The organism is Arthrobacter sp. zg-Y895, from assembly GCF_020731025.1.
Lineage (GTDB): Bacteria > Actinomycetota > Actinomycetes > Actinomycetales > Micrococcaceae > Arthrobacter_B.
Genome location: NZ_JAJFZY010000012.1, coordinates 139,876 through 155,961 on the forward strand (window position 1 = coordinate 139,876; position 16,086 = coordinate 155,961).

A 16,086-nucleotide genomic window follows, 5' to 3' on the forward strand; every position below is an offset into this window, starting at 1 on the left:
GCCGCATTACACAGTGCGGTCCGTCGGGACCGCGGGGGACGGGAGTCAGCTCTTTACAGGGTGCTTCCGGCGGGCGCTGCGGCCCTCACCGCCGTGCACGATAGCAGCCTCAGCTTCGGCGATCGGCGACGACGGCTGGCCGCTCTGCTCTCCGTCCAACGGTGACGCAGGAACCGCTCCGTAACCGGCGAGGTACGCCGAGTTCGCATCCGGGCCCTTCCGCGGTATGCGGTTCAGGACGACCCCGATGACGTTGGCTTTCACCAGGTTCAGCTGTTCAACTGCCTTGGACAGATTGTGCTGGCTGACCTTTGTGGCACCGACCACCAGCAGCAGGCTGTCCGTGTACCGGGTCAGAATAGTGGCGTCGGCCACCGGCAACACCGGCGGGGCATCAAAGATCACGACGTCGTATGCCTCCTCCATCTCCCCGATCAGCTTCTGCATGGTGGACGAACCCAGCAGCTCCGTGGGGTTTGGCGGCAACGGACCCGAGGTCAGGACGGACAAGCCGCCGTTGCCCCAGTGCTGCGCCGCATCGGAGAGGTTGGTACGCCCGATCAACACCGTGGTCAGTCCCACGGTTTGCTCCAGGCCGGTGGCAGCGGCCACCGAAGGGAGGCGCAGGTCGGCGTCGACCAGCAGGACGCTGCGGCCGCTCTGCGCGATGCTCAGCGCCAGGTTCAACGCCACTGTGCTCTTGCCTTCTCCGGCCTGGGACGATGTGACGACTACGGACTGCATCTCATGCCCGACGGCGGCGAACTCCAAGTTGGTCCGCAGCTGGCGGAACGCATCGCTGCCCGAGCCGCCGAGCACGAACGGTGCGGAGGAGACCCCGGGGGTCGCCGATTCAGTGATACCGCCCAGCAGCGCCAGTGAGGTGGACCTGCGCAGATCGGCTTCCGTTCGGACATGCCGGTCCAGGACGTTCCGCAGGATGGCTACCACCAACCCGGCGGCCAGGCCGTAAAGCAGGCCGAGCAGCAGATTCAGGGAAGTCTTGGGGCTGGACGGGCTGACAGGTGCCTGCGCGGTGTCCACTGAGGACAGCCGGACCGGCGAGGGCAGCCCGTTGGTGGGACGCTCCAGGTCTGCCACGGACACAATCAGGCTTGAGACGACGCCATTGGCAATCTCCGCGGCGCGCTCAGGAGAGGAATCGACGGCTTCGATCTCAATGAGCACGGTGTTGCGGGAGGTTGAGGCTTTGACGTTCTTTGCCAGCTCCGGTGCGGTGGTGTCAAGGTTGAGCTTTTCAATCACCGGGTCCAGGACCTGCGGCTTCCGAACCAAATCCACATAGGACTGCACGCGCGCCAGTGCGAAGACACTGCCCTGCTGCAGTTCGGCCGATGACTCCACGTTTTGGGTCGAGACAAAGATACTGCTGTTGGCGGTGTAGGCCTTCGGCATGATGACAGACACCACGGCGGCCGTGATCAGGCCAATGAGAGCGAATGAAACGATAAGCATCCAATTTCGTCGCAGGACGAGAATCTGTTCGCGCATATCCATTGGTTACCCCTTCCCTTGGATAAGATGGCTGGTTGGTTGCGGTGCATGGTGGATCCGGCGCCTCATGAGCGGAACCATGAGTGGCACTGGCTGGAATCCACCCGCGCGGCATCTGTCCCGATGGTGACCGGTGCGGAGCCGTCGTAGTTTCCGATCAGCGCGCCGGACCCGGTATATATCGAGATGCTGCATTCATCGATGCCTGTGTAGGCACGGTAGGTGCCCGGAGCAATGGAGGGTTCTTCTGCGTGCGGTGCGGGCTCGCCCACGTTGAAGACTCCGTCCGGGAATCCGAGTGCGGATGCCTCGAGCTCCGGCAGCAGGTCCGCGCACAGAGCATTGATCGCGTCGGTCATCTCGGCCGAGGGATTCGTAATCAGCTCGCTGACCACGGCCTCGGGATCGGACGCCTTTGCGCTCAACAGAACGTCGCATCGTTCCTGGCCGACCTGCAGCACGGCGTTAGGATCAACGCCCTCGGGCACCTTGCCCTCAAGGAAGACTTTCTCGGCGTCGTTGAAGGTGGGCTCCGGTGCCGGCTGCGGGGACTGCTCGCCTGTGGGCTGTTCCTCCCCGCCAGGGGCCGCGGACGGGGCGCCGGACGGGGATTCGCCCGCAGCGCTGCCGCCGCCGGACGGGGAAGATGGCGCGGAGGGGATGGAGCTGGCCGTAGCCTTCGGGGTTCCCTGCCCGGGATCGGAGGAACTGCAGGCTGTGGCCGTCCCCAGCAACGGAACCAACAGCCCGGCGGCGAGCAGACGTGCCGCCACGGGTTTACCGAGACCTGTTTTCATTCGATGTGCTTTCTCTTCAAGGCGGAACCTGTGCCCGCCGGCCGGATGTCAGGGGGCGAAGACGAGGGTCAGGACCGGACGGCGGGTGGATGATGCTTCCCTGGTGTAGAACCACGCATTGTCCGTACCGGTGCTGGTGATGCCCAGGTCCACGGATCCGGCCAGCATCGCGGAGATGGCCTCCGGATCAAGGTTGACGGTGTAGGGACTGTTGACAGCGAGAGGCGCAATGCTGCCCAGCAGGGTCGACGCCAATGCCGGCCGGGTGTTCCAACTGGTTGCCGCCTCCGACCAGCTGCCGGTAACGGGGTGGATCGTGTGCTGGTCCAGTGATCCCGCGATGGACTCGGTGGTGGTGTAGAGCCGGAGGGTGGCCGATTGCAGGCGCATCCCGTCCGGCACCTCGGCGCCGGGCAGGAACCGCACATACGAGGTGTAGCCAAGGCTGCCGCGGGAGGCCATGGTGACGGGGGAACCGAACGTCGAGTTCGGCGCTGACTGATTGACATAGGTGTCCGCCGACGGCGTCAACGTCAGCGTGACCGGCTCCGCAGGGACTTCGGCGTCGGGAACTGTTGCGGAGGCCGGTGCCGAGGCCGGTCCGCTGTTCTCCGCCGCGTCCACGGCCACGATCCGGTAATGGTAGGTTCCTGGTGCCAGTTCCCTGTCCTCGTAGGAGAGCGCCGTCCCGGGCACCGTGGCCAGCAGGGTTCCTGCGGACGGAGTGAAACCCTCCACAGCTGACCGGTGGACCTGGTACCCGGTGACTGCCACATTGTCGGTGGCAGCGGTCCAGCCCAGGTTCACGGCGGTTCCGGAGAGGGTGGCAGTTGCACCAGCCACCGCCGACGGCGGCGTGCTGTCCGGGGCCGGAGCGCCTCCGCCCGCGGCTGCGTAGTGAGCCTGCACCATGGCCTCGCTCAGGGCCGAGGGGTAGACGGCGAATTCATCAACGCTGCCCTGGAAATACCGGCTGCGGGGCATCTGGGGCCAGGTCGAGCCCAGTTGGTCTCCGCCGACCCGCCAGGAACCGGCGACTGATTCGTTGGTGGTCACGTCGTTCGCACCCACCTGCTCGCCGTCGACATAGAGCACCATGCCGTTGGGTCCTTGGGTGGCCACTACATGGTGCCAGGCGTCGTCGTTGTAGGTCGCGGGAGAGATAAGCGTCTGGGCACTGCCGTTCCAGACCCCGAAGATGAGGTTGCCGGCGTTGTTCATGTAGACGTGGCGGTCGTAGCTGTTGCTTAGGCCGGGGGAAGTATTGTTTCGGCGCGGCTGGCCGCTGCCGAAGCCGAATATCTTACCGCCCGTGGTGGTGTCGGTACGGAACCAGGCCTCGGCACTGAACACCTTGGGCGGGGCGACCCGCTGCGGGCCGTAGACGTAATCGTCAGCACCGTCGAAGCTGGTGGCCCTGTTGGTGTCGCCGGAAAGCGCTCCGGTGGCTGAGCCCATGACGGGAGATCCGTAGGGCAGTCCCATCCGGTCGCCTGCGGAGTCCGGCGCGGCGGCAAAGGAGTCGCCGAGCCGCCAGTAGGTTTCGGCGCCGTCGGCGCGGACCCTGGAGGGGTATGCCTGCGCGGCGGTGGCCGTGGTGATCTGTACCTGGGCCGAGAGTGCTCCCACGTGTCCGTTGGGGTCGTTGGCGCGCACCCGGTAGGAGTAGCTGACCCCGGGTGCCGCGGTGGTGTCCGTGAATGAGGCCTGCGGCAGGTTCCACCAGAGCGAGGACGCCGGCACGGTGCTCAACGGCGTGGAGGATCCGTTGCGGTAAATGCTGTAGGTAAGCTCCGAGTCATCGGGGTCCGTTGCGGTCTGCCAGCGGATGGTGTTCTGCCCGGCGGCGCGGGACTCGGCACTGACGAAACGGGGTGTGCCGGGGCCGGCGGCGCCGGGACCGGGACCGAACCGGGTCAGGCTTTGCTGTGCCTTGCCGTTGGTGGTGGTGAATTCACCACCGACCCACAGCACGTCGTTTGATCCGGTGGTGGTTTGTGCAAGGGTCCGCGGGCCGATGCCTTCACCCTGCCCGTCATTGGTGAGGGGGTTCCACTGCATCATGGGGGAGGGGTTGTCCACGTCCTGGGCGCTGAGGTGGATCCGGCTTCCATCGGTGAACGAACCCATGCTGCCGCAGTCGTGCGCATGGTGGGCGGAGTAGAGGCTGCGCTGGTAGACGGACACGGCCTGCGTGGCGCCGAGGCAGGTGTCCCTCCAAACCTGGTCATACGTGCCCAGATCGAGGCGGGCCCGTCCGTCGAAGACACCACCGCCGGTTCCTTCGTTGCCGATGTAGAAGCTGGTGGCATCCGAGGTGATGCTTTTCACCACTGATGTTCTCGGAATGAAGAAGTTCGGGTACGTCCTGATGCTGCTGCCCGAGACCGGGTCGACGACGGCCAGGGCCTTGGAATCGGTGCCGTTCATGGTCGTGAAGTCTCCGCCGGTGATGACCACGTTCTTGGCGGGCGGGACGTGCAGGGCCCGGACGGGCAGGTCCGCTGACGGGGCCCAGGGAAGCAGCGCTCCGGTCGGTGTGACGGCGGCGAGGCGATTGCGGGGGGTGTTGCGGACGGTGCGGAAGTCCCCGCCGAAATACACGGTGTCGCTGGTGGCGTCGATGGCGCGGACAGTAGCGGAAACGCCGCCGGGATTGAAGCTGGTTTTGACGGTGCAGCCGGGCAGGTTGATCGCCGCGATGCTTGAGGCATTGACGCCGTTGACGGAGCTGAAGCTGCCGCCGATGTAGAGGGTACGCCCGTCCGGGGAAACATCCATGGCGCGGACGGTGCCGCTGCCGCCGGTGACCGAGAGGTTGCAGTTGGTCGGGTTGCCTGTGTAGGCGTCGAAGGCGGCGAAGTTCACGGCGCTGCGTGTTCCGGTGCCGCCGGCGGTGGTGCCGGGCGGGCGGATGGCGGTGAAGGTGCCGCCGGCGTAGACGATGCCGTTGGACTGTGCCAGTGCCCAGACGATGCCGTTGGTCTGCCAGGTGGGCAGGTCGGTGGCAGAAAAAGCGACGCCGGAACTGATGGCCGACGCCGGCGTTGCAGTCCCTGCCAACGTGGTTGCTGCCAGGGCCGCAACCGCCAATAAAGCTGCTAGTGATTTACGCACGCCACGCCTCGTTTACATGGGGTCGGGACGATTTGCCCGAGACTGTGAGCATCGTAGCTGTGCCGAAGAGGCCGTTTGCACGGTGTCTATTACCCGACTTGTGCCCGGCGTTACGCGGCATCCGTGCACCGGTACCCGTGTTTGCAGTGAGGCTACTCGAAGCCGAAAAATGCCCTTTACCGCCGGTTCCCGGGACTGGAAGATAAGCCGGAAAGTCACCGTCGCAGCTGGGGGTCCATAGGTCATGCCTGTAAAAGTCGGTTACGCCTCGGGCGTCTACGATCTCTTCCATATCGGCCATTTGAACCTGCTGCGTGAGGCCCGGGACCGGTGTGATTTCCTTATAGCCGGCGTCGCTTCGGCGGAAATGTCCCAGCGGCTCAAAGGCACCACCCCGGTGGTTCCGCTGGCCGAGCGGCTGGAGATCGTGCGCAGTATCCGGTTCGTGGACGCTGTGGTGGTGGATGAACACGTGAACAAGGCCGAGACGTGGCGCGAAGTCGGATTCAACGTTTTCTTCAAAGGCGACGACTGGCGGGGCACACCGAAGGGCGTACGCCTGGAACGGGACATGAAGCTGATCGGTGTCGAAGTCGTCTACCTGCCTTATACGGCGACGACCTCTTCTACGATGCTGCGCCGCGCGCTGAGCGCCATCACCGGTTTACCCGGCGATTCGGCCCTGAACGCATGAAACACCGCGGCACTCCCGGACTGGGCGCCCCGGCGGCCTCCGGGCCGAGCCGCCGCAGCGTATTGGCACTTGGAACCATAGGCCTGGCCTTGGCCGGATGCATGCCCAAGGACACGGATCCGGACGGTGCATCCGAAGAGACCCCCGCGGCAGCCCAGGTGCACACGGTGCGCTCACTCTTCGATTCGCATCCCTTCCAAGTGGCCCACCGCGGCTCCTGGGACAACTGGCCCGAACACACAATGACTGCATACCGGGAAGCGGCCCGTGCCGGCGCGCCGGCCTTGGAAGTTTCGGTGTGCTCGACGGCGGACGGCACCCTAATCTGTCATCACGACATCGATACCGGAAGAACCACCGGGCAGAACCTGGTCATTAGCGACACGACATGGAAAGACCTGTCGAAGCTGCGCGTCGACGCCCGGCCGTGGCTGGGGCCGCAGATGCCGGTGGAACCGATTCCGCGGCTGCAGGAGGTGCTGGATGCGTACGCCGGCACGCACGTGATCTTCCTCGAGGACAAGCAGGGCACCAACACCAAAGCACTCCTGGATCTGATGGACACCTATCCGGATTCGCGCCGGCACATCATCTGGAAGCAGTCCGCAGTGGCAAAACAGATCTGGGCGGTGACCGAGCGCGGATACGACAGTTGGGGCTACTTCACCGAGGAACAGATGTCCTTGCTGCCGGAAAGCTATGAGCGGTTCACGTTCCTGGGAATCAACACCCTCGCCACGGACGCGGAGATCACCGCCGCGGTGGCAACGGGGAAGCCGGTGATCTGCTGGGAGGTCCATTCCCGGGCGGAACGGGACCGGCTGATCGGGCTTGGAGTCGCGGGCCTCATGAGCGCGAACGTTCCCTATCTGTCGGTCCAGACGTCTCCGGAAACCGCCGATCGCTTCGGGGACGGTCTCCGCGCAGCCGGGGACCTTCCCTGGACGGTTAAACAAGGGTGGAACGTGCAGCCGCAATTGGATGCGGATGCGGGGGTGCTTCGGCTCCACGCCCCGGTGAACAGCAGCTACCGGATGGGGTCCATGGGGCCGGTGGAGCAGGACGTGTACAGCATCGAGTTCGAGATGCGCTGGCCCGGACAGCTCCCCGGCATCGAAGGGCACGCAGGCCTGGCGTTCGGGCAGGAGAACGATCTGCCCTACCGGGTGCTGATACCGAGCGAGGTGGGCGGCTACCACCTTGTGTTCCGGCCGAACGGGGAAATGGCACTGCTGCTGCGCCATTCAGGCGAACCAAACGGCCTGCGGCTCGCCGTCCTGGAGACCCAGCCGGCCAAATCCGGCGAATGGCTCTCCTTTAAAATCGACATAGCCCCCGACAGCCTGCGCTTCTCCCGCCGGGACAGCTCCGGATGGGGAGGTATGGCTGTTGAACGCAGCTACCGCGGCGGTTACTTCAGCCTTACCCGCAACTACGCCGGGGAATTCCCGGTTGAGTTCCGCAATGTGGCAATCACCTGATCGGCAGTTCCCGCCGCAAACCCCGCCGCAGCAACGCGGCCATTCCGATCCCGGCCAGCGCGCCGGCGCAGTTGAGCAGGACGTCCCTCGCATTGCCCACCCGTTCGGGCAGGAACAGCTCCTGGGCCAGTTCGCCGGTTCCGGACAGCATGGTGCAGAGCAACAAAGCGATCCACCACCGCTGCGGGGCCATAAGGCAGGCGGCCATGAAACCAAGCGGCACGAAGAGCACCACGTTTGCGGAGGCCTCCAGGGAGGCGTAGCTCAACCCGGGCAGGCCCAGCTCCTCGAGCCGGTGCAGCGCCCCCAGCAGCCGCCCGTACAACGGGCGGTCCACCGGTGTTGGCCACAGGACCACCGCAAGAATGCCGGTGGCAAGGACCGCGGCAGCAGCAGCTTTGGCTGCCCATCGGATCCGGTAACTTGGAGGGCGCTCGGTAGGTTTCCTGCGCATGTTCCTTCCCGGCTGTCCAAACGGCTTTGGCTGGAAACTTAGCGGGGAGGAGGAGGAACAGTAACGCGGGTGCATACCCGGTTTTGTGCAGGCCTTACTTACGCCTGCGGCGGCACCGCCAGGCGCGTCGCCGTCGTACCGCCCGGCGCGTCGCCGTCGCCCGGCCTGTGCCCAATCGATGCCGCTGGATTTGTAGTATTTCGCCCAGGGGCGAACGGAACTTAGGCCAGACTCAGATGCATTGCCCCCTGCTGCATGGGACGATTAGGGAAGATTTGTCTTGCGTAATGCAGGACGCCGCCAGCAGAGGAGTAACTAACGTGCCTGTGGTGACTACCCCCGCAACGTTGCGCCCGGCAACCGGGCCCATGGACAACGCCGAAGTGCTGCGCATCCGCAATGACTTCCCGATCCTCGACCAGGAGGTCAACGGGCACCGGCTTGTCTACCTTGACTCGGGTGCCACCTCCCAGAACCCGCTGAGTGTCATCGAAGCTGAGCAGGAGTTCTACGAGCAGCGCAATTCCGCCGTCCACCGCGGCGCCCACACCCTCGCCGTTGCCGCCACTGACGTCTACGAGCAGGCCCGCGAAACGGTGGCGGCCTTCATCAACGCCCGCTCCAATGAGCTGGTGTGGACCTCCAATGCCACCGAAGGCCTGAACCTGCTGGCCTACTCCTTCTCCAACGCTTCCCTGGGCCGCGGGGGAGAAGCGGCAGCCCGGTTCGCCTTGAAACCCGGGGACGAAATAGTCGTCACCGAAATGGAGCACCACGCCAACCTGATCCCGTGGCAGGAGCTCGCGGCCCGCACCGGAGCAACTCTGCGGTTCATCCCGGTGGATGCCGACGGCGGGCTGCGGCTCGAGGAGGCCGAGCACATCATCGGCCCGCGCACCAGGATCCTGGCGTTCAGCCATGCCTCCAACGTGCTCGGCACGATCAACCCGGTGGAGACCCTGGTGGCCATGGCGCACCGCCACGGCGCCCTGGTGGTGCTGGATGCATGCCAGTCCGTGCCGCACCTGCCAGTGGATGTGAAGGCGCTCGACGTCGACTTCCTGGTCTTCTCCGGGCACAAGATGCTCGGGCCCACCGGCATCGGCGCCCTCTACGGCAAGGCCGAACTGCTGGATGCCATGCCGGTTTTCCTCACCGGCGGGTCCATGATCACCACGGTGACCATGGAAAAGGCCGCGTACCTGCCCGCACCCCAGCGTTTCGAGGCCGGAACGCAGCGGATCTCGCAGGCAATGGCCCTGGGCACGGCGGCGAACTACCTCACCGAGACCGGGATGGACCGTATCCATGCCTGGGAAACCACGCTCGGCCAGCGCCTGGTGCAGGGGCTGGAGGAGATTGAAGGGATCCGCGTGCTGGGTCCGAAGGCCGGCGAGGAGCGGATCGGCCTGGCAGCGTTCGACGTCGACGGCGTCCACTCCCACGACGTGGGCCAGTTCCTGGACGACCAGGGGATTGCCGTGCGGGTGGGACACCACTGCGCCCAGCCGCTGCACCGCCGACTGGGGCTGGTCTCCACCACCCGTGCCAGTACGTACCTCTACAACACCACGGACGACGTTGACGCGTTCCTTGCCGCGGTGGCCGGCGTCCGTCCCTTCTTTGGAGTGAAGTAAATGAGCTCGGACCTGCAGCAGCTCTACCAGCAGATCATCCTGGAACACGCCAAGCGTCGCCGCGGCGACGGACTGGAAGCGGCCCCGGACGGCTTGGCTTCGGGGGAGTCCCACCAGCTGAACCCCACCTGCGGCGACGAGATCACCCTGCGGGCCGCCGTCGACGGTTCCACCGTGGACGGCATCAGCTGGGAAGGTCAGGGTTGCTCCATCTCCATGGCGTCCGCTTCTGTGCTGACCGAACTCGCTTCGGGCCTGGAGCGGGACGAAGTCCTCTCGCTGGTGGACGAGTTCCGGACGCTGATGCGTTCGCGGGGCAGCATTGAACCGGATGAGGAAGTGCTCGGCGACGCCGCGGCCTTCGCGGGCGTGGCCCGCTACCCGGCGCGGGTCAAGTGCGCCATGCTCGCCTGGGTTGCCTTGGAAGAAGCGCTGCTGGCGGCTAACTGACGCATCCGACCTCGCGCGGCTGCGCGACGGCGGGTGACCCGACGTCGGTGACCCGACGGCGTGGCGGCGTGTCACCGACGTCGGGCGACGCATCCGGTCCGTACTCTGGCGGCATGATCAGCCAACTGGATACCTCCGCCTTCCGTGACCCCGTGCCCGCTGAGGAGATCGCAGCCCAGCGGCCCACCGGTATTGCCGGTCTGGTCACCGGGTCCCGGCTGTTCCTGGCAGGTTTCGCAGCCGCCTGCCTGGCAGTGTGGCTGGTCTGCTCGATGGGCATTGCCGAAGCGACGGTGGACTCCTTTAACCTGGACGCGTCAGCGGTCAATGTGGGATCGGGGATCTTCCTGGCCGGGCTCCTGGCCGCCGCGGTGGGGTTCCTCCTCCAAGGCCGGAAAGAGGATCCGCGGATCACTGCCGCAAAGCTGAGCCGGTTCGTACAGCGGAACGGGCTGTCCTACAAGGCGGACCCCATGCTTCCCAGGATCGATGCCACCATCTTCGGGGAGGGTCACCATCCGCAGTCCTGGAAGCGGTTCCGCAGCGGACCCGCCCACCCCTTTCCCTTCGAGGTTGCCCATTTCTCCTACCGGACGGGCTCGCAGGCCCGGAACCGGAACGATCGGCCGTCCGTCACAGCCTGGACCTACGCCGCGGTCACCGCGGAGCGGCGGCTGCCCCGGATGCTGCTCGATGCCAAGGGAAACGATCCCATGTTTGGCTCCAGCGTGCCGGTCAGCCTGGCGAAGTCGCAGCAGGTCGCGCTGCCGGAGGACCTGGACCGACACTTCACCCTGTACGCCCCGGAGGGGCACGAGGCAGCGGCCCTGGCCGTCTTCACGCCGGAGGTCCTGCGCCGGGTGCTCGCTGAAGCTCCGGGGTTCGACGTCGAGACCGTGGAGGATTCCATCATCTTCTTTACCCGGAGGGAACTTGATCTGGGCAGCGAAGGAACCTGGGAACAGCTCTCGCGGGTCATCTTCGGACCCGGTGCGGTGCTGGTGGGACTGGCGAACGGCCCGGTGTCCGCGCAGCGGTTCGCCAGTGGCGCCGCGCAGCTGGTGCCTCCGGAAGGCCGCACGCTCAAACGCCGCACCCTCACTCCTGCCCTGATCTGGACCGTGGGCGGTTTCGCCGTCCTCGTGCTCGCGCGGTTACTCCTGACCGGACCACTGAACGGACTGATCTAATGGGTTTCCTCGATTTCCTGGACGGTACCAAGCGTGCCGCCAAAGCCTCTGCGGCAGCCGCTGCGGAGGCACTGGCGGCAGAGATAACCGCTGCCCTTCCCGGTGGTGCGACTGTGTCGGCCGATTCCTGGAGCGTTGGCTTCACGACGTACACCGCAGCGATTACCGGCACCCGCCGGGAGCTGCCCCTCCTGGTCTCCCGGTTGAACGGTGCGGTCAACGGGCTGGGCCGCACCGACGATCTGGAGGTGCGGATCGTGGAGTCAGCTGCTCCCGATGCCCTTTTTTCATCGCTTCGGATTATCGGGCAAAGCCGGGATGCGGACGTGCTGGACTTCCTTGTGCGGACGCACGGGGAGTTGCTGGCAGGGTTCCCCGGGACGTCTGTGCTGGTGGACGGCTCCTACGGAGGCTTTACCGTCAGCGGGGTGGCGCGCGACGACGCCGTGCCCGCCGCCCGCCGCCTGATCAAATGGTGGGAGGACATGCTGGCCGCGGATCTGGAGCACTGGCCGGTCTCCGAGGTCGAAATGACTATCGGCGGGACGGCCGAGGAGCCGGAAATCAGCTACTCCGTGGCCCTGGATGAACCGGAGGACGATGCTGCGCCGGTGCCCCTCGAGGAGAAGCGGCAGGAAGCCGGGCGGGCGGTTGCCGCCTGGACCCGGAGCCTTCCTGATCTGGAGGCACTGGCCAAGACCCGGGTCCGCTCCGGCTACGCCGCGCGGTTCAGCTTCACGCCCACGAAGTTCAAGCCGAGGGTGGTTGTGGAAGACCTGGAAACCGGCGACGAGGATGAGGACGAGGCCGCCGAGGTGGTGGCGGCAATCCGGTTCCACCATCCTGCGTCGACGGTGAAGGCCTAAGCTACGGGGCTACGGGGCTACGGGCTACGGGCTGCGGGCCTTCGGGGCAGTTAGGGCCGGCCCATGCCGCGGTAATTCCAGCCTGCGCCCCGCCAGGCGGCCGGGTCGAGGACGTTGCGGCCGTCGATGATGTTCCGATCCGCAACGAGGGTGCCCGTGGCTTCCGGGTCGAGGGACCGGTATTCTTTCCACTCGGTCAGCAGCACCACGGCATGGGCGCCCAGCAGTGCGTTCCCGGTGACGGGTTCGTAGTTCAGTTCGGGGAAGCGGCCCTTGGCGTTCTGCAGGGCCTGGGGGTCGGCCACAGTGACGGTGGCGCCCTGGAGCTGCATCTGCGCCGCGGCGCTCAGGGCAGGGGAGTCGCGGACGTCGTCGCTCTCGGGCTTGAAGGCAGCGCCCAGGATGGTCACCCGCTTGCCCAGCAGGGAGCCGCCGCAGATTTCGCGCGTCATTTCGACAACCTTGGAGCGGCGGCGCATGTTAATGGCGTCCACCTCGCGCAGGAATGTCAGCGCCTGATCGGCGCCCAGTTCCCCGGCCCGTGCCATGAACGCACGGATATCCTTGGGCAGGCAGCCTCCGCCGAACCCGACGCCGGCATTCAGGAAGCTCCGTCCGATGCGTTCGTCCATGCCGATGGCGTCCGCCAGGGCCGTGACATCTGCACCCGATGCCTCGCAGACCTCCGCCATGGCGTTGATGAAGCTGATCTTGGTGGCCAGGAAGGAATTGGCGGCGGTCTTGACCAGTTCGGCCGTGGCATAGTCCACCACCATGCGAGGGGTTCCGGTGGATAAAGGAATGGAATAGACCTCATCCAGTGCGGCGACGGCGGCGGCTCCGGCCGCGCCGTCGGGCACGCCGTAGACAAAGCGGTCAGGGGTTAACGTGTCCTGCACTGCGTGACCCTCGCGCAGGAATTCCGGGTTCCAGGCCAGGACCGCGTCCGGCGCGGTTTCGGCCAGCTGATCGGCCAGCCGTGCGGCGCTGCCCACCGGGACCGTGGACTTACCGGCCACAATGCTGCCCGGCAGCAGGTATGGCGCCAGCCCGGCGACGGCCGCATCCACGTACCGCATGTCCGCGGCGTACTCGCCCTTCCGTTGGGGCGTGCCCACGCAGACGAAGTGGACGTCAGCGCCGGCGGCGTCTGCCAGGTCGGTGCTGAACTTCAGGCGGCCGCTCTCCAACGCTTCCGCAAGGAGCTCGGGCAGGCGGGGTTCGAAGAACGGGGCGCGGCCGGCGGCGAGGTCTGCGATCCGGGCGGCGTCGACGTCGATCCCTACAACATCATGTCCAAGCTTGGCCATGGAAACCGCGTGTACGGCGCCCAGGTAGCCGCAGCCAATAACCGAGAGACGCACTGTTACCCCATAGGTTCGATAGCGGAAGACGGCTACCAGCCTATCCCTTGAGCCGTGTGCGCACGGAACCCAGGGCTGGGAAATTACCTACTGCGCCCATTTCCGGTACTCAGATAAACACTTGTTTTTTATTCAAGGGCACCCAACCACGCATTGCTGGTTCGAGTAGTAAGTGGAATTGAATCCATCGTTTCGGTCTCGTCCGACTGCTAGTCTCCCCATGTGATTCCAAATAACCCAAAAATACTAATTGCGGGCTTGAATTACAGCCCCGAGCCATCCGGCAACGCTCCATATATCTCTGGGTTGGCTACCGGACTTTCCGATAAGGGTTACCAAGTAAGCGTACTTACGGGCTTCCCGCATTACCCGGAGTGGCGGAGGCGCCCGGGATACAAGGGATGGAGCATTTCTGAAGCAATCGGCGGCGTATCCGTTCGCCGGCTAAACCATCTCGTACCTGCCAGGCCTCGGAGCTTCGCAAGGCTCTGTATGGAGGTTTCTTTTGGCCTTCGACTGGCCTTCGCACGCTGGGGTCAGCAAAGCGCGGTCATCCTCGTTAGCCCAGCCCTTTTCGCCACGGGGATCGCTCTGCTCCGCGCACGTATGGCCCCGGCAAAGCCTCCCGTCCTCATCTGGGTGCACGATCTCTACAGCCTGGGCATTACGGAGACCGGAACCTCCGGTTCCGCGGTCAGCCGGGTCATGAAATTGGTTGAATCGAAAATACTGCGGTCAGCAGACCGTGTTGTGGTCGTTCATGAGCGCTTCCGCAATTACGTGACCGGGCAACTCGGAGTGGATCCGCACCGAGTGGAAGTCGTCCGTAACTGGACACACCTCAAGCCGTTTAACCTTGAGGACCGGGCTGCGTCCCGTGCCTCGTTCGGATGGTTGCCGGACGACGTGGTTGTCCTTCATGCAGGGAATATGGGCGCCAAACAGGGGCTGGAGAACGTGGTGGAGGCTGCCCGCGTTGCCTCTCGCGAGGGTAGTGCCGTCCGTTTCGTATTGGTCGGCGACGGCAACCAGCGGAGCCGGCTTGAACAACTCGCACAGGGCGTTGACCAGATCGAATTTGTGGATTCACTTCCCGGTACTCGATTCCAGGAAGCTCTCGCCGCCGCGGACATCCTCCTGGTCAATGAACTGCCGGACGTTAGGGAGATGTCCGTGCCCAGCAAGTTGACCTCATATTTCAGCTCCGGTGTTCCCATACTGGCCGCTACCGACAAGGACAGCGTCACGGCCGAGGAGATCGCTACCGCGCAAGCCGGTATGCGAGTGGCTGCAGGGAGCCCGGTTGATCTTGTACGCGGCGCAGAGGCAATGGCGGCGGACAAGGAACAAGGGCGCCGTTTTGCTGAAAACGGCCGCCGTTTTATGGAAACGACATTGTCGGCGGAGCACGCAGTCGCTAAGTATGGTTCGTATCTCATGCATCTCACTGACCACCATCAGAAGGAACGCATTAAGTAATCGGGGGATTATCTTGTCTAAGCGCGCACTCATTACAGGAATAACCGGGCAGGACGGCTCTTACCTTGCGGAGCTTCTGCTAAGGAAGGGTTATGAGGTGCACGGGCTTATCCGCCGCGCCTCGACATTCAATACCTCCCGGGTGGACCACCTTTACGTGGATCCACACGACCCCGAGGCAAAGCTTTTCCTGCACTACGGGGACCTCAGTGACGGGTCGCGTCTGGCGACGCTGCTCGCAGGCCTGCGGCCGGACGAGGTCTACAACCTTGCCGCCCAGTCCCATGTCCGTGTGTCCTTCGACGAGCCGGAACATACGGCGGACACCACGGGCATGGGTTCGGTTCGGCTCCTCGAAGCCGTGCGCCTCACGGGAATTGACACCAGGTATTACCAGGCATCGTCATCTGAGATGTTCGGCGCTACTCCACCGCCGCAGAACGAGGACACTCCGTTTTATCCACGGTCGCCGTACGGCGCCGCTAAGGTTTACAGCTACTGGATCACTAAGAACTACCGCGAGGCCTATGGCATGTACGCGGTCAACGGAGTTCTTTTCAACCACGAATCCCCCCGACGCGGCGAAACGTTTGTCACCCGTAAAATTTCCCGCGCCGTAGCCGCCATCAAGGCCGGGCAGCAGCAGTACCTGTACATGGGTAATCTGGACGCCATCCGTGACTGGGGCTACGCCGCGGAATACGTGGAGGGAATGTGGCGCATGCTGCAGGCCGACGAGCCCGAGGATTATGTGCTGGCCACCGGTGGAAACTACACCGTAAGGGACTTCCTCACCATCGCCTTCGAACACGCAGGGCTCGATTGGGAAGAACACGTGAAGTTCGACGAACGGTACCTTCGGCCCACGGAGGTTGACGCCCTCGTTGGTGATGCCTCCAAAGCACAGGAGAAGCTCGGGTGGAAAGCCACGGTACATACCCCCGATCTCGCCCGCATCATGGTGGATGCTGACACCGAAATGCTCAAGCACTCCGGCCGTAATTGGGTCGATACCGTGAACCTCGAGTCTTGGAATGACTGA

At 64.8% G+C, this 16,086-nt stretch carries 13 protein-coding genes; 8 read left to right on the forward strand and 5 right to left on the reverse strand.

Going from position 1 to position 16,086, the window contains the following annotated elements:
* Positions 1–45: 45 nt before the first annotated feature.
* The 3 genes from LJ760_RS15980 to LJ760_RS17535 form a co-directional block, all read right to left on the reverse strand.
* On the reverse strand, positions 46–1,512 hold the full coding sequence (locus tag LJ760_RS15980; RefSeq protein WP_231709592.1) for a polysaccharide biosynthesis tyrosine autokinase: 1,467 nt from the start codon (positions 1,510–1,512) through the stop codon (positions 46–48).
* 68 nt (positions 1,513–1,580) lie between these two features.
* Complete coding sequence (locus LJ760_RS15985; protein ID WP_227924306.1) at positions 1,581–2,312, reverse strand: hypothetical protein; 732 nt, start codon at positions 2,310–2,312, stop codon at positions 1,581–1,583.
* 48 nt (positions 2,313–2,360) lie between these two features.
* A complete protein-coding gene (locus LJ760_RS17535) occupies positions 2,361–5,429 on the reverse strand; it encodes a LamG-like jellyroll fold domain-containing protein (protein WP_227924307.1) in 3,069 nt (1,022 codons plus the stop codon).
* Between the two features lie 244 nt (positions 5,430–5,673).
* Here LJ760_RS17535 and LJ760_RS15995 point away from each other — a divergent pair, with 244 nt between their 5' ends.
* Both LJ760_RS15995 and LJ760_RS16000 read left to right on the forward strand, forming a co-directional pair.
* Positions 5,674–6,123 carry an adenylyltransferase/cytidyltransferase family protein gene (locus LJ760_RS15995; RefSeq protein WP_227924308.1) on the forward strand — a complete coding sequence of 150 codons (450 nt, stop codon included), beginning with the start codon at positions 5,674–5,676 and terminating at the stop codon, positions 6,121–6,123.
* Between the two features lie 101 nt (positions 6,124–6,224).
* Positions 6,225–7,604, forward strand: a complete 1,380-nt coding sequence (locus LJ760_RS16000) for a glycerophosphodiester phosphodiesterase (protein WP_227924309.1) — start codon at positions 6,225–6,227, stop codon at positions 7,602–7,604.
* Here LJ760_RS16000 and LJ760_RS16005 read toward each other — a convergent pair.
* A complete protein-coding gene (locus tag LJ760_RS16005) occupies positions 7,597–8,058 on the reverse strand; it encodes a VanZ family protein (RefSeq protein ID WP_227924310.1) in 462 nt (153 codons plus the stop codon). The genes LJ760_RS16000 and LJ760_RS16005 overlap by 8 nt on opposite strands.
* Before the next feature lie 320 nt (positions 8,059–8,378).
* Between LJ760_RS16005 and LJ760_RS16010 the strand changes: the two genes are divergently transcribed.
* The 4 genes from LJ760_RS16010 (at position 8,379) to LJ760_RS16025 (ending at position 12,201) form a co-directional block, all read left to right on the forward strand.
* Positions 8,379–9,695, forward strand: a complete 1,317-nt coding sequence (locus tag LJ760_RS16010) for a cysteine desulfurase (protein WP_331460736.1) — start codon at positions 8,379–8,381, stop codon at positions 9,693–9,695.
* On the forward strand, positions 9,696–10,145 hold the full coding sequence (gene sufU, locus LJ760_RS16015; protein ID WP_227924311.1) for a Fe-S cluster assembly sulfur transfer protein SufU: 450 nt from the start codon (positions 9,696–9,698) through the stop codon (positions 10,143–10,145).
* A gap of 113 nt (positions 10,146–10,258) precedes the next feature.
* A complete protein-coding gene (locus LJ760_RS16020; protein WP_227924312.1) occupies positions 10,259–11,335 on the forward strand; it encodes a hypothetical protein in 1,077 nt (358 codons plus the stop codon).
* Entirely contained in the window at positions 11,335–12,201 is an 867-nt protein-coding gene (locus LJ760_RS16025; protein WP_227924313.1) for a hypothetical protein, read from the forward strand. The genes LJ760_RS16020 and LJ760_RS16025 overlap by 1 nt, the downstream gene beginning before the upstream one ends.
* Before the next feature lie 50 nt (positions 12,202–12,251).
* Here LJ760_RS16025 and LJ760_RS16030 read toward each other — a convergent pair whose 3' ends face one another.
* Positions 12,252–13,565 carry a UDP-glucose dehydrogenase family protein gene (locus tag LJ760_RS16030; protein WP_227924314.1) on the reverse strand — a complete coding sequence of 438 codons (1,314 nt, stop codon included), beginning with the start codon at positions 13,563–13,565 and terminating at the stop codon, positions 12,252–12,254.
* A gap of 222 nt (positions 13,566–13,787) precedes the next feature.
* Between LJ760_RS16030 and LJ760_RS16035 the strand changes: the two genes are divergently transcribed.
* Positions 13,788–15,044, forward strand: a complete 1,257-nt coding sequence (locus LJ760_RS16035; RefSeq protein WP_227924315.1) for a glycosyltransferase family 4 protein — start codon at positions 13,788–13,790, stop codon at positions 15,042–15,044.
* A 13-nt stretch (positions 15,045–15,057) separates the two neighbouring features.
* Positions 15,058–16,086 carry a GDP-mannose 4,6-dehydratase gene (gmd, locus tag LJ760_RS16040; RefSeq protein WP_227924316.1) on the forward strand — a complete coding sequence of 343 codons (1,029 nt, stop codon included), beginning with the start codon at positions 15,058–15,060 and terminating at the stop codon, positions 16,084–16,086.

Excerpts from the sequence above, each read along its gene's own strand:
- sufU (WP_227924311.1), top strand. The coding sequence starts at position 9,696 with ATGAGCTCGGACCTGCAGCAGCTCTACCAGCAGATCATCCTGGAACAC.
- LJ760_RS16000 (WP_227924309.1), top strand. The coding sequence starts at position 6,225 with ATGCCCAAGGACACGGATCCGGACGGTGCATCCGAAGAGACCCCCGCG.
- LJ760_RS16020 (WP_227924312.1), top strand. The coding sequence starts at position 10,259 with ATGATCAGCCAACTGGATACCTCCGCCTTCCGTGACCCCGTGCCCGCT.
- LJ760_RS15980 (WP_231709592.1), bottom strand. The coding sequence starts at position 1,512 with ATGCGCGAACAGATTCTCGTCCTGCGACGAAATTGGATGCTTATCGTT.
- LJ760_RS16005 (WP_227924310.1), bottom strand. The coding sequence starts at position 8,058 with ATGCGCAGGAAACCTACCGAGCGCCCTCCAAGTTACCGGATCCGATGG.
- LJ760_RS16025 (WP_227924313.1), top strand. The coding sequence starts at position 11,335 with ATGGGTTTCCTCGATTTCCTGGACGGTACCAAGCGTGCCGCCAAAGCC.
- LJ760_RS15985 (WP_227924306.1), bottom strand. The coding sequence starts at position 2,312 with ATGAAAACAGGTCTCGGTAAACCCGTGGCGGCACGTCTGCTCGCCGCC.
- LJ760_RS15995 (WP_227924308.1), top strand. The coding sequence starts at position 5,674 with ATGCCTGTAAAAGTCGGTTACGCCTCGGGCGTCTACGATCTCTTCCAT.